Origin of the sequence: Natronobacterium gregoryi SP2 (genome assembly GCF_000230715.2) — an archaeon.
Taxonomy (GTDB): Archaea; Halobacteriota; Halobacteria; order Halobacteriales; family Natrialbaceae; genus Natronobacterium; species Natronobacterium gregoryi.
In genome coordinates, this window is sequence record NC_019792.1 from 2,944,900 (window position 1) to 2,958,880 (window position 13,981).

General features: G+C 63.3%; 10 protein-coding genes. 2 read left to right on the forward strand and 8 right to left on the reverse strand.

What is annotated here, in order from left to right; genetic code table 11:
• Positions 1-25 precede the first annotated feature (25 nt).
• Positions 26-355, reverse strand: coding sequence for a DUF7518 family protein (locus NATGR_RS14610; RefSeq protein ID WP_005580776.1), 330 nt, complete (start codon positions 353-355; stop codon positions 26-28).
• A gap of 400 nt (positions 356-755) precedes the next feature.
• Between NATGR_RS14610 and NATGR_RS14615 the strand changes: the two genes are divergently transcribed.
• A complete protein-coding gene (locus NATGR_RS14615; RefSeq protein ID WP_005580777.1) occupies positions 756-2,774 on the forward strand; it encodes an AMP-binding protein in 2,019 nt (672 codons plus the stop codon).
• Positions 2,775-2,869: 95 nt separating this feature from the next.
• On the opposite strand, the gene NATGR_RS14620 is transcribed toward NATGR_RS14615, so the two are convergent.
• From NATGR_RS14620 to NATGR_RS14630, 3 genes are all read right to left on the reverse strand, one after another.
• Positions 2,870-3,661, reverse strand: a complete 792-nt coding sequence (locus NATGR_RS14620) for a lycopene cyclase domain-containing protein (protein ID WP_015233752.1) — start codon at positions 3,659-3,661, stop codon at positions 2,870-2,872.
• A 312-nt stretch (positions 3,662-3,973) separates the two neighbouring features.
• Positions 3,974-4,804 (reverse strand): bacteriorhodopsin, encoded by an 831-nt coding sequence (locus NATGR_RS14625; protein WP_005580782.1) that lies wholly within the window; start codon positions 4,802-4,804, stop codon positions 3,974-3,976.
• 159 nt (positions 4,805-4,963) lie between these two features.
• A complete protein-coding gene (locus NATGR_RS14630; protein WP_005580784.1) occupies positions 4,964-5,587 on the reverse strand; it encodes a hypothetical protein in 624 nt (207 codons plus the stop codon).
• 181 nt (positions 5,588-5,768) lie between these two features.
• Between NATGR_RS14630 and NATGR_RS14635 the strand changes: the two genes are divergently transcribed.
• Positions 5,769-8,075: an APC family permease gene (locus NATGR_RS14635; RefSeq protein WP_005580787.1), complete on the forward strand. Its 2,307-nt coding sequence runs from the start codon at positions 5,769-5,771 to the stop codon at positions 8,073-8,075.
• A gap of 102 nt (positions 8,076-8,177) precedes the next feature.
• Here NATGR_RS14635 and NATGR_RS14640 read toward each other — a convergent pair whose 3' ends face one another.
• The 4 genes from NATGR_RS14640 to NATGR_RS14655 all read right to left on the reverse strand — a co-directional run bounded on the left by NATGR_RS14640 (position 8,178) and on the right by NATGR_RS14655 (position 13,787).
• Entirely contained in the window at positions 8,178-8,615 is a 438-nt protein-coding gene (locus tag NATGR_RS14640; protein WP_005580788.1) for an SRPBCC family protein, read from the reverse strand.
• A gap of 301 nt (positions 8,616-8,916) precedes the next feature.
• Entirely contained in the window at positions 8,917-10,890 is a 1,974-nt protein-coding gene (locus tag NATGR_RS14645) for a bacterio-opsin activator domain-containing protein (RefSeq protein ID WP_241430217.1), read from the reverse strand.
• 130 nt (positions 10,891-11,020) lie between these two features.
• Positions 11,021-13,243: an LUD domain-containing protein gene (locus NATGR_RS14650; RefSeq protein WP_005580790.1), complete on the reverse strand. Its 2,223-nt coding sequence runs from the start codon at positions 13,241-13,243 to the stop codon at positions 11,021-11,023.
• Positions 13,236-13,787: a LutC/YkgG family protein gene (locus NATGR_RS14655; protein ID WP_005580791.1), complete on the reverse strand. Its 552-nt coding sequence runs from the start codon at positions 13,785-13,787 to the stop codon at positions 13,236-13,238. The genes NATGR_RS14650 and NATGR_RS14655 overlap by 8 nt, the downstream gene beginning before the upstream one ends.
• Positions 13,788-13,981 lie beyond the last annotated feature (194 nt).

Consider the following 13,981-nt stretch of genomic DNA (forward strand, 5'->3'; position numbering starts at 1 on the left):
GATCGGGACAGCGTCCGATCGGTAGTTATGCGACGATAATGTCGTCGCTACCTGAGTCTTCCGCTTCGTCGCCAGTTTCGTCGGTCGTAACCTCGTCGGTCGGCGTGGTCGACGTCTCTGTTTCCGGCTCTGTTACCTCCTCGAGGGTGGTTTCCCCGGACGACGCCGACTCGGACGTCCCGGCCGGTCCGTCCGATCGCCGTTCGGGAACGCGCGTCGGCGTCTCGGTGTCGAGTTCGGCTTCGAGGACGCGGATACGCTCTTTCGCCTCGATTAGCTCGTCCGTCAGTCCCTCTACCGTCGACTCGAGTTCCGCTACCGTCGACTCGAGTTGCTCGACGCGGTTGTTCGACATACATTCTAGGCCAGTACCCTATCACATAAACGTACGTCAGACACAATTCATCACCCTGGTAAATTTCTGTGACAGTGACTCGCCGAGTCGCTGACTCGAGCGGGCTGGCAGGTGGTATGGCAAAGGAATTCGATGGCCCACACCTGTTCGGGGTGGTCGGGGTCCGGATTGGAGAGGGCGCGGACGTGACGCAATCGGGCCTCGGTTGGAACACGTGACCAGCGAGCCGCGTCCCGACTGATACTCCCACTCCTGAAACCGCTCATACGGTTTGCTGTCCGTCAGTTCCGGCGTGACCGCGCGCTCCTGCGGTCGCGCCGGTACATCGTTGCACCGTTCCGTATCACTGGGTGAGACCTATTGTTTGATGGGGGGATGGCGTTAACCTACGAACGAGACGATGACGGAAAACACCGCACTCGAGGACGTCGACGAGGTCGTCCACGAGCCCAGCGACGAGTTCGTCGAGTCGACGAACGTCTACGAGTTCATGCAGGCGTACGGGATCGACGACTACGAGGAGTTGATCGAACGAACGACGGCCGACCTCGAGGGGGTCGAGGCGTCGGGCGTCGACTGGTTCTGGGACGAAATCGTCGACTACCTCGACCTCGAGTTCTACGAGGCGTACGATCACGTCCGAGACGATCGCGACGGGCCACAGTTCACCGACTGGTACCCCGGCGGTAAACTCAACGTTGCCCACAACACCCTCGACCGTCACGCCGACGTCGACGAGGAACGCCGCAACAAGGTCGCGACCATCTGGGAGAGCGAAGACGGCGATGTCCGGGAGGTCACCTACCACGAACTCCACCGCCAGTCGAACAAGGTCGCAAACGCCCTAGAGGAACGTGGCATCGAGACCGGCGACACCGTCGGCCTCTACATGCCGATGGTACCCGAGGTCGTCTCGATCCTCTATGGCTGTTTCAAGGTCGGCGCGATCGCCGTCCCGATCTTCTCCGGGTTCGGCGTCGACGCGACCGCGACGCGGATCGAGGACTCGGAGTGTTCGGTGCTGGTTACCGGTGACGGCTTCCGCCGCCGTGGCGATCCGATCTTTCTCAAGGAGTCGGCCGACGAGGCGATCGAACAGGCCGGCTACGTCGAGGAGACGATCGTCTTCGACCGGCTCGGTTCCAGTGACCCAGAGACCGACCACGAGATCCCCTGGACCGACGACCGAGACGAGTGGTGGGCCGACGCCGTCGAGTCCCAGGACGACGACTACGAGACCAAATCCCTGGACTCGAGCCAGGAGTCGATGCTGCTGTACTCCTCGGGGACGACGGGCAAGCCGAAGGGCATCGTCCACACCCACGCAGGCGTACAGGTCCAGTGTGCGAAGGAACTGTACTTCGGCTTCGACCTGAAACCCGCAGACCGGTTCTTCTGGGTGTCAGACATCGGCTGGATGATGGGGCCGTGGACCCTGATCGGGACCCACACGTTCGGCGGTACCGTGTTCATGTACGAGGGTGCGCCGGACCATCCCGAACCCGACCGGTTCTGGGAGATGATCGATCGGCACAAGCTCACCCAGTTTGGCATCTCACCGACGGCGATCAGGGCGCTGCGCAAGCACGGGAACGAGTGGCTCGCCGGCCACGACCTCTCTTCCCTGCGACTCCTCGGCTCGACGGGCGAACCCTGGGACCCAGAGTCCTGGCGATGGTTCTACGAGAACGTCGGCAACGGCGAGTGTCCGATCATCAACATCTCCGGCGGCACCGAGATCTGTGGCTGTTTCCTGATGCCGATGCCGACCGAGTCCCTGAAACCCTGTACGCTCGGCGGCCCCGGACTCGGAATGGACATCGACGTTGTCGACTCCGCTGGCGAGTCGATCAAAGACGACCACGAACGCGGCTACCTCGTCGCGAGAGACTCCTGTCCCTCGATGACGAAGTCGCTGTGGTCGGGCGACGAGCGCTATCTCGAGGAGTACTGGTCGACGTTCGAGGACACGTGGGACCACGGCGACTGGGCTCAGAAAGACGCCGATGGCTTCTGGTTTCTCCACGGTCGTGCCGACGACGCGTTGAACGTCGCGGGACGCAAGGTCGGCCCCGCCGAGGTCGAAGGCGCACTCATCGACCACGAGGCGGTCAACCAGGCCGCCGCGGTCGGGGCTCCGGACGACACCACCGGCACCGCCGTCGTCACCTACGTCATCCTCGAGGAGGGCCACGAGGAGAGCGACGACCTCCGCGAGGAACTGCGCGCCCAGGTCGGTGCAGAACTGGGCAAACCGTTCCGCCCGCGCGAGGTGCTGTTCGTCGACGAGTTCCCCAAGACCCAGTCGGGCAAGATCATCCGCCGTGCCATCGAGGGGGTCTACACCGGCGAGGAACTGGGTGACATGAGTAGCATCGAGAACCCCGACTCGCTCGAGAAACTCGAGGAAGCGCGATAGCCGGCCGAACGCGGAGGCCGACTTTCGAGACGCGCCGTTCGTCGAGAGCGTCGTCTGGTTTTCGACCGCCGCCGTGATGACACGATGTCGATTCGTCAGCTATCCGCCGAGCGAGAGAGAACCTGACTCGCGAGACGTCGCACCCGCGGCAGCGATACGAGGTCGGCGCGGCGGTCGAGTACCCACGCGTAGAGGACGAGCCCCTGGACGACGAAGACGTTCGTCACGAGGAAAAATAGTGCTTCCTCGAGAGGGAGGCCGGCGAGACCGATCCCGATCGTGTGTGCATCGGAGATCACCCAGATACCGAGCGAGATGGCGACCCAGTCGGCGACCCACAGGTAGAGGGTCGGGACGCCGACCGCGAGCAGGACTTGCCGGCGCTTCTCGAGGAGGTAAGTGAGGCCGAACCCCCACTGGATCGCGAGGATGGGTCCGGCCCAAAAGAGGATTGCGCCGAGGTAGGACGTCGCGGTCGTTTCCAGGAGAGTCCAGCCGAGGGCACAGACGGCCAGTCCGGCCAGTATGCCGGCGAGTCGGTGACTCGTGGGGAGTCGAAGCGACGTGTCGGAGACGGTCAGGAACTGGAAGAGCCAGAACGCCGTCAGCGTCGTCTGGAGGACGAAAAAGAGGTACTCTTCGACTGGCGTATGCCAAATCGTCGCGAGGACGGCACCGTCGCCGTACCACCAGACGCCCTCGGGAATCAACGCGTTCGTCCAGGGCGTGGTGTACGCGACTGCGAGGAAGACGATGATGGCGAGACCGGAGAGGGTCGTTCGATCCCATCGCGCTCGGTCGCGTTGGACTGCCAGCCAGCCGAGCACGACGATCGGTGGGATGGTAAACACGAGGTGAAACTGCAGGTAGGTGAGCGGGGGCGTCATGGGTCGGAGTCCCGGACGCGCTCGGCCGTCGGTCGTCGCACTCGCCGCACAATGGACGCGTCGGGTCCTCGAGCGTACGTATCGTTGCCATCGTCTCCGGCGACCTGCGGGAACCACATGGACGGAAGATGATGGCGGACCTATCAAAAGACCTCTCCCATACTAGTACGGGATCGCTCGACGGCCTGCAGGCATCGGCGTCAACACCAGATTACCTTCGCCCCGACGTGGGCGGTTCCGGGAGATTGCGCTGTGGCGACGTGCTGTGAATCTCGAGACGGGATCGGCGGGAGATCGTTACAGCAATCCGTCTCAATCGTCCGCAGGCGTACCGACGCCTTTCAGGGTGGTGCCGTAGTCGGCGTCGGCAGTGATCGTCTCGGGCTCCTCGATGACGTACAGCACGATCAACACCGTGACGATGTACTTGGTGATGATGTCAAGCACGCTGTAGCCCCAGGATGTCATCCAGACCTCGAGCAGGGCAAAGCCCTCGACGCCGAGCGCCCAGAGGATCGGGTAGCCGAACCAGCCGACGACGGTGAGGATCTTCAGCGTCGTGAACAGGTCCGAGGTGCCGGTCCGGTCGGCCTCGCGAGTCCAGTCGACCATGATGACGTAGATGATAACCAGGAAGAAGGCCGAACTGAGCACGAACCACCACCAGCGCATGAGCAACGACGAGGTCGTCAGCGCGGCGGCCAGCCCGGTGACACACATCGCGATCGTCATCGCGACGGTAGTCATAATTTTAGTGATGTTCGAGCCGGCGATCATCCCGAGAACGATCAGGATGAACGGCGTCGAGAACGCCCAGGTGAGGTAGCGACCCCACATCGTGAGGACTTCTTCACCCGCGAGCGAGTGGCCCGCTGGCATCTCGATGAAACTCAACGTCAGTCCCGACGCGAGCCCGGTATAGCTCGATATCGAGACGACCGAGATCAGCATCGTCGAGATGACGATCAGTTTCGCCCGTGGGTCGGTCACGCCACGAGCCAGCGCGACGATGAAGAGGATCGTCAGGCCCGCGAGGGCGATGTTTACCACGAACGAGAGCGCGAGCAGCGTATCTTCGAACACGAACTCGAAGATCTCTTGCTGTGTCTCCGGTACCTGCAGGACGACGTTCCGTGTGGCCATTGCCAGTAATCCGGTCGGTTCCATGATTACGCTATCATGTTTGTGTCCAGCCGAAGTGAACGGCGGTCCATACTGGTAAGGCTCGAGTCGGTGACTGCGGGTCGGAATCGTCGCTGGTGTAGCGTCGAGTGGCCCGATTCACCTGGACACGCGCCTGGGTCATTGTGGAACGGTTGCCCGGCGGCGCGCACCTTCGCCCGTGATGAGAAGGTAAAGCAATAGCAGGCCGAGAGTAATCGCGACTGCAAGGCCCGACGTGACCTGCGTGTCGATAGCAAAGAGTCCGCCCGCCTGGACGTAGATTCTGACGCCGGACGCGTAGAGGCCCGCGGCCAGGTCAGGTGTGAGGAAGCCGACCAGTGACAGTATCACGCTCGTGGCGGCGACGACGACACCGGTCGAGATTGCGAAGGTAAGGATCGCCTCTTCGATTCGGATGACTTCTATCGCCTGCTCGACGGATAGCGCGTCGATTTCGACGAGCCAGAGAAAGCGCAACAGGAGGACCGCACAGAGCGTCGTAGAGATCACACCTGCGAGCGCGATAATACTGAGGCTGGGCGCGACCGTGCCGGTGGCGACGGCGTTCCCCTCGAGGGAGCTGATAAGGTCGCGACGGGTGTACGTCGCAGGGGCGATTGTGATCGTCGACGCGACCGTGCCGATGCAAAGCAACACTTTGCCGCGGAGCCCGATCGGGTAGAACCGTCGCGTCGAAAGTGCTGCCTGGGCGTACGATTCGCCCGAAAGCACCGTGTCGGTGACGTCGTCTGAATCGCTCATCGAAGCCGTCTAACGGCGCGGAAACGAATAATGGTTCGCGATATCACTGCCGGGGCATCGACCCCACACTCCTGTTTCCCTTACTCGTTAGGTGTTACACTCACACCTCGACCGTCCCAAGTAGATTTCGACACCACACACGCGATGTGCGATCACGGTGTGGCGTGACGGAGGATACACAGTGCCAACCGGACTCAAACGCGACCTCGGACTGTTCTCGACATCAGCAATCGCAATCGGTGCCATGATCGGGTCGGGGATCTTCATTCTGCCGGGAGTCGCGTACGTCGAGGTCGGCGGGCCGGCGGTGGTTGCCGCCTTCCTGATCGCCGGGGTTCTCGTGTTGCCAGCGGCGTTCAGTGCGTCGGAGATGGCGACCGCGATGCCCGAAGACGGTGGCTCCTACGTCTACGTCGAACGCGGAATGGGACCGCTTCTCGGGACGGTTGCAGGCGTCGGCAACTGGTTTATGCTCTCGTTTAAAAGTGCGCTGGCGCTCGTCGGCGGCGTCCCGTACCTCGTTTACGTCGCCCCGGAGCTTGCGGCTTGGATTCTCCCTCTCGCACTCGGGTTGGCGGTCTTTTTCACCCTCCTCAACGCGACGAGTACGGAGAGCACCGGGCGGTTGCAGTTTGGCATCGTCGCTATCATGATCGTCGTCATGGCCTGGTTCGTCGTCGGCGGGATACCAGACATCTCCGCCGAGCGGACCGCTGGCGCGTTCGATGCGACCAGCGACGGCTTCCTCGCGGCTACCGCTCTGGTGTTTATCTCCTACGCTGGCGTGATCAAGATCGCCTCGGTTGCCGAGGAAGTTGAGGACCCAGGAACGACCATTCCGCGAGCGATGCTCGGGTCACTGCTCGTTACGACCGTGTTGTACGTCCTCGTCGTCTACGTCGCTATCGGACTCGTCGACGTCGAAGCAGCGATCGAAGCGGGCCAACTCGATCCTGACGGCGAGGGGCCGATCATGGCCCTGGCAGCCGACTCTGCTCTCGGTACCGTCGGCGTCGTCGCAGTGGTGGCTGCTGCACTCATGGCGCTTGCCTCGACCGCGAACGCGGGACTCATGGCAGCCGCGCGGTTCCCGTTCGCGATGGCCCGCGACAACCTCGCACCGGACCAGTTCGAAGCGATCAGCGACCGGTTCCGAACGCCGGTCGCCGCGATAGTGGTCACTGGCGTCGCGATTTCGGTGATGATCCTGACGTTGCCGCTCGATCTCGTGGCGAAGTTCGGAAGCGGCTTCGGAATCATCGTGTTCGTGCTCGTCAACATCTCTCTCGTCGGCTTCCGGGAAGGTGCCGTCGACGACTACGACCCCACGTTCACCTCCCCGCTGTACCCGTGGATGCAACTTGCGGGCATCGCCGGCGGGCTCTTGGTGTTCAGCCAGATGGGACTCGTCCCAATCGTCGGCTCGCTGGTGATCGTGGCCCTCTCGCTCGTCTGGTACGCAATCTACGCTCGCTCGCGGATCGATCGGGAAGGGGCGGCCAGATCCGGCGTCAGACAGAGCGTCACCGAACGAGCGCTCGAGCAAACCGCCGACCTGTTCGACGAAGATCGACGGTACGACACCCTGGTCGCGCTCACCGACGACACGAGCGAACGCGCCCGGACGGACATGGTCAGGATGGGTGCGGACCTCTCGCGGCTCCGGACGGGATCGGTCGCAGTCGCGAAGTTCACCGGTGTCCCCCACCGGGCGTTTACTGGTGGTGGACTGACAGTGAGCCGACCGGGAGTCCCGGACTGGCTCTCCTACGACGAACCGCCAGGCTGGGTGGCAGAAACCGACTGGTCGCTTACCACCGCCGGCGCGACCGCACTGCGTGACCCGGCCAGTGCAACGTTCGATTATCTCGAAATCACGGCCGAGAACGTTCCCGAGGCGGTCGTCGAGTTTTCGACGTTCGAGGGATACGACTTGCTCGTACTCGAGCGCCGACCCGAAGAGCTCCACCGACGGTTCTCTTCGCGGCTGACAGACCACGTTCTCAAGAACGCTCCCTGTGGCGTGTTGCTCGTCGAGGACTACGGCTTCGACGGTGCAGACGAGATCGCGGTCGTCGCGAACCGTGGCCCGTACGATCCGCTGAAGCTCCTCGTCGCCGACGCTATCGCTGAGGAGACCGGGGCCGAACTCGTTCTCCTGCAGGCAGTTCCGGCCGACGCCCCGGAACAGCGCCGAGAAACCGTCCACGATTACCACGTCGAACTCATGCGGATCCTAACGGTGCCGGCCCGATCGCGCGTCGTGGAGACTGACGACCGCGTCGCGGGTCTCGCGCGGTTCGCGGAGTCCGCCGACCTTCTCGTAACTGGGATGGAGAGTCGCGGGCTACGCGGCGACCTGTTCGGTCGGCCGGGAGACCGACTGGTCGATTCGGTCGACGTGACTGCGGTGATGGTCCAGCCCGACGACGAACGACAGCCGGGGCTCGTCCAGCGGGTCGTCCTCGACAAACTATTTGGTGGTTGACACGGACTGCTGTAACGATCTACCGCTGTAACCGCCGTCTGAGCGCGGCCGCACCGACAATGACCTCCATAACCCGGCCGATAGCCGCGTCGCTCCCGACGACTACTCCGACAGTTCGAGTCGCGTCTTGACGTTTTCGAGAGTCGTCTGCAGCTCCCGCTCGTTGTAGCGGCGAACGAACGGCTCGGCAACCGCCGAAAGTACCGTTCCCGGCAGATCGTACGTCCCAGTGTACGTTAGCCGACTGCCGTCGTCGTGTTCCGCGAGTTCGAGGTCGATCTCGCCCTCGAGTCTGCCGGACATCTCGAAGACGTGTCGCGTCGGCGGTTTGTGGACCGTCTGGACCAGTTCCCCGTCGAGGCCGACGCCGGCCATCTCGTAGGTAAACTCGAGGCGCTTACCGCCGTCGTCGAGGGGTTCGACGTTTCGCACGTCCGAGAGACTCGGCGTCACCTCGGCGTGGTGGTGTGGTTCGTCGAGGTACGCAAACACTGCTTCCGGCGGCGCGTCGATCGTGACGGAGTCACTGGCTGTGACCATGGTCGATAGCTCGCAACCATCCGGCAAAAGGCTCGTCCCTAACTTGTCGGGAAGTGCGGAGGCAAGGGGAGAAAAGTCGAATCCAGCGATGGTCAAGCGGTTCCCCGGGCGTCTCCGGGTTCGGCACGACCGCGCGACGAGTCTCGAGTTCTCTGCAGGACCTGTCCCCGACAACACTCCACCCGTTGTTGATCGTTGACCGCTGCTCAGCGAGACTCCCACTTTACAACAGAAAGGGCTGTCGCTCCCAGTGGTATCGTCCGTTCTTGACCGGTCGGACACGAACGACTGCCGACGGCGGTCAACTGGTGCCGTTCGACATCTCGACGTAGGTGTCGACGAGTTTGCGTTCTGCCGCACGAAGATGCTGATGGAAGGTCTGTCGGGTAATACCGAGGGTCTTGGCAATCTCCTCGCCGTCCGAGAGCCGCGGCCACTCGAAGTAGCCGTTCATGTGGGCGGCCTCGAGCGACGCCTGCTGACGACTGGTCAACTGCTGCTCGAGGTCGGACGCGAACTCTCCGGGAGTTCGCTCGCGCCGGTCGTGCTCGACACGCGACCGGAGTTCGACACCGTCGTACAGCGATTCGAGCAGTTCGAGTACCGACCGGACATCGTACTCGAGGGGAAGGTCGACCGTGAGTCGTGCCCGACTCGAGTTCGCAGTGACGCGTGAGATCGACGCGCCGTAGTCGGTCAGTTCGGCAAACGGCGACGCCGAGTCGACTGTAAGCGCCAGCGTGTAGACGTCGTCGGCACCGGCGACCTCTCGGACGGCCTCGACGAACGGGAGCGCCGTCAGATCGGGCAACGGTCCGTCACAGCGTGTTGTCACGAACAGTTCCGTCTCCTCTCCTGCCGTCGTCCGGCCGACGTACTCGACTTCGGCCTCGACTGTGGCCGCGACGGCCGACAGCGGAAATGCCGGGTCGTCGATCGACATCGTCACCTCGACGACCCGGTCGGCGGTCAACACTTTCGACATCTCGACTGCGTTGAACCGCGTCCCGATCATCGTCCCGATCGAGTCGAACAGACGGCGTTCGCGGGCGTCGAGTGCCGACTCGGTTTCGCCGTAGATGCCGAGCAGTCCGTACCGCTTCCGACCGTAGACCAGCGGAACGACGGCGATCCGCCGCGCACCGACGGCAGCCGCGTCGAGAGCGTCGGCATCGCACTCCCGGGCCGACTGACAGGCAATCTCGTTCGTTTCGGCGGCAGTCGAGACGGCGTCCGGGAGCGCAGCGATCGATCGGCTCTCGGTCTGCTCGCTGGTCTCGAGTCCGGCCGTTCCAGTCAGTTCCAGGGCTCGACTGGCTGAATCGGCCGATCCGATCCAGGCAGCTCCGTACCCCTCCGCATCGACGATCTCGTCACAGACCTGCTGATCGATGACTGGTCGGTCGTTCTCCTCGACCAGAACGTGCGTGATCTCGTTGAGCACGCCATTGACCCGAGCGAGAATCCGCTCGAGTGCCTCTTTCTCCTCGATGAGTTTCGCGGCACGCTCTTCGGCGAGTCGTTCGGCAGTCTTGCGATCGGTGACATCTTTCTGGAATCCAACGTAGTGGACGGGGTCGTCGGACTCGTCGTACACGGGGGCGATCGACAGTTCGTTCCACCAGGGCGTGCCGTCGGGCCGGTAGTTCTTGATCTCGACCGTTACCGGCTGTTCTGCGTCGACAGCTTCCGAAAGCGCCGACTTTATCTCGGGATCGGTAGCGGGACCTTGCAGGATTCGTGGGTTCCGGCCGAGGATCGACGCCCGATCGAAGCCAGTAATCTCCTCCCAAGCATCGTTGACGTAGACGGTCGGATTGTCGGGAAGTGACGGATCGCTCAGGCTGATTCCGATCGGCGCGTCGTCGATCGCGCGGACGACGTCGCTGGCTGTGGGTTCGTGGTCGGACACGTCACGTCCGACCGCCTCGGTCCGGGACGTGACCGTCTCGACCTCGTCGACGAGCGAGGCGTGGGACGCGGTGCCGTTTTTCGCGACGAACCGGTCGACGTCGCGCTCGAACGCGTCGTCCGCGAAGGCTCGGTCGGCGTACATGACGACCGGAAGCTCCTCCGCGACGGATCGAACCGCCCCGACCAGCGAGAGGCCGTCGTCGCCCCGAAGCCGGTACTCGCTGACCAGGCAGTCGAATTCCCCGTTCGACAGCGTCGCAATCGCGCTCGTCGCAGTCTCGACGGTCGTCACCTGGCACCCGTTCTCCTCGAGTGCTGTCGCCACGCGTTCGGTCTCGTCTCGTGAGTGCACGAGGAGCACGTGTGACCCACCCATACTCCAGTCACTGCGAGCGCGATGAACAAACCATTATCTCTGTCAACCACTGCTTATAGTCATTTATAGACTGGTTACCACGCTCAATACGGCAGAGATTACCGCATCGACGCCGTCAGTGGTATCGTGATCGCGGATCGAGTACTTCGACCGGATGGACCGCATCGCGGGCGAGCAGGTCCTCGAGTTGGTCTTCACACGAGGTCCCGCTTGCCACCACGAGTCGATCGCTCGCCTCGGGCGTCGTAAACTGGTCGGCGAGTCGCTCACCGACGTCCATGCTCAGTTCGTAGTACTGCTCTTTGTAGCCGAACGAACCGGCGACACCACAACACTCGACGTCGCTCTCGAGGACGTCGTACCCGAGGTCCTCGAAGACGGCTCGCGTGTATCGGTCCAGACCGAGCGTCCGCTGCTGGCAGTGAGAGTGGTAGGCGACGTCGGGGACACCGTCACCGGACCGGACTCCCCGCGGATCGGCACCGTTCTCGAGCAGGCCGTAAACGTACTCGAGAACCTCGTAGCTACCGTCCTGCAGGCGCTCGTAGGACGCCTCGGGGAGGAACTTCTCGTACTCTTTGCGGAACATCGCGAGGTCACTGGGCTCGATCACGACGACGTCTCGACCCGCATCGAGGTGTTCGGCGAGGCCGGCGTAGACGCGACTGGCCTTCTCGTCGGCCGTCTGGATCATTCCCTGCGAGAGGGGTGCACGGCCGCTGCCGGGAACCGACGGAACGTGGACGTGAACGTCGAGCGCCTCGAGGACGCGAACCGCGGCTTTTCCGCGTTCGACGTCGATGTAGTTCGTGTAGACGTCGGGGTAGAGAACGACCTCGCGGTCGGATTCGGAAGCAGCGACCCGCGGACCGCGCGCCTCGAACCAGTCGACGAGCGTCGTCCGCTCGAACTCGGGGAGTGGCCGGCGACGATCGACGCCGACGGTCTTTTCCATAAGCGTGCGAACGGGACCGAATCTCGTCGTCCAGTTCGAGATGGGCGCTGTCGCGGAGCCCAGTTTCGCCAGCGTCTCGTAGTTGCCGAACAGTCGCTTCTGGAGGTCGACGCCACCGGGCTCTTCGTCCGGCGTGAGTCCTTCGACGAGGAAGTCGAACTGGCCGTTGTCCTCGCGGTTGATTCGGTCGCGGACGGCGGTGTTGATCCACGGGATATCGATCTTGACGGGGCAGGCCTCGACGCAGCGCGAACAGCCGGTACAGAGGTCGTTGAACTCCGCGGCGCTGTCCTGGCCGTGGACGCCGGCCTCCCAACCCGTCGCGATACCACCCGAGTATGTCTCGCCGCCGAAGGCGTGACCGCCGACCGACTGGAAGTTCGCACACGTATTCGCACAGGCCGAACACCGGATACAGTACAGCGTCTCCCGGAGGTGGTCGTCCTCGCGCATCGCCATTCGGCCGTTGTCGATCAACACGAGATGAAAGTCGCGGTCGTCGTCACGATCGGCAAACGCCACCTCGGGGTCGTCGGCGTCGACGACCGGCGAGTCGACCGGCGGCGTCAACAGGGAGACGTACGAGGTGATATCCTGTCCCGTCCCCGAGCGACCGATCAGTTCGATAAACGGTGCCAGATCCTCGACGGACGGAACGATCTTCTCGACGCCCGCGACCGCGACGTGGGTGTCCGGCACGACGGCCGTCTTCCGGGCGTTGCCCTCGCTCGTGACGAGCGCAAGCGAGCCCGAATCGGCCGTAATGAAGTTCGCCCCCGTCATCCCGATATCGGCGTCGGCGATCAACTCACCGAGTTGCTCCCGGGCGAACATCGTCAGTTCCTCGGCCGTTTCGAGTGACTCCTCGGGATCGAACGTCTCGTTGAACAGGCGAGCGATCTCGTCTTCGGATTTGTGAATCGCCGGCGCAACGATGTGAGACGGCGCTTCGTCGGCCACCTGTAACACCCACTCGCCGAGGTCGGTCTCGACGACGTCGACGCCGTCTGCCTCGAGGGCCTCGTTGACCTCGAGTTCCTCGCTGGTCATCGACTTCGACTTGACGACGCGGTCGGCCGCCTTCTCCTCGGCGACCTCGCGGATGTACCGGTTCGCGTCGGCGGCGTCGTCTGCAAGATAGAGCGTCCCGCCGTTTTCGTCGACGGTCTCTCTGAGTTCCTCTATCAGTTCCGGCAGCCGCTCGATCGCGTCTTCTTTGATCGCTCGGGCGTCGTCTTTCAGCGTCTCGTACGCCTCGAGGTCGGCGACCGACTCGTAGCGACCCTCGTTGAATCCGATCGTGTTCTGTTCGACGGCCTCGCCCTCGGTCTCGAGCAGGTTGCGGATGTGGTCTGCCTTCCGTTCGCGTGCGTCGCTACTCATCGCCGTCACCTCCGTCCTCGAGCAAGACGACGTGGACATCTTTCGGTCCGTGTGCTCCCTTCACGAGCGCCCCCATGTCGGCGGTCGCGCTGGGACCGGTCGCAACGATGGCGCTTTTCCCGTCCCGGAGGTCGGGCCCGAGCAGTTCGATCGCTGTGGGCATGTCCGCGACGAGGTCGCGTTCGCGGAGGACTGGCACGTGCAGGTCCGGGAAGAGACTCACCGGCTCGCTCCCGTCGGGCGTCGCCGGGAGGACGACGCTACCGTAATCGGCGATTCCCAGTGACGCAGCGGTGACGCCGGTCGTGGCCGCCTCGAGCGTTGCTGGTGTGGGGTCGTCGTCGATCCAGTTGGGTAGAGACACCGACGAGAACGGAATCCGAGTGCCGACGACCGCGTCGAGATCGTGGTCGTGATCTGCGACGACAGTTTCGAGAACGTCCGCGAACTGGTCTTCGTCGGGTTCGGTGCGAGTCACCGATACCTCGAGATCGGCGAGCCTGGATTCGAACTGCTCGACGAAGGAAGCTGATTCGACGCTCATTACGCACTGGTTCGACCCTGCATATTTGTCTATTGTGTTCGTGAATCGCGGCAACGATCTGACGGATACTATCGTATCGGGGAAGACAGTTGCGACGTGGGGTACAGACCGGAATGCGGAGCAACTGCCGGTAGTTGCGAGGAAAGCGACACCAATCGAAATCCTGCGGCGGCGGATGAGGCGGGTGTCGTCGC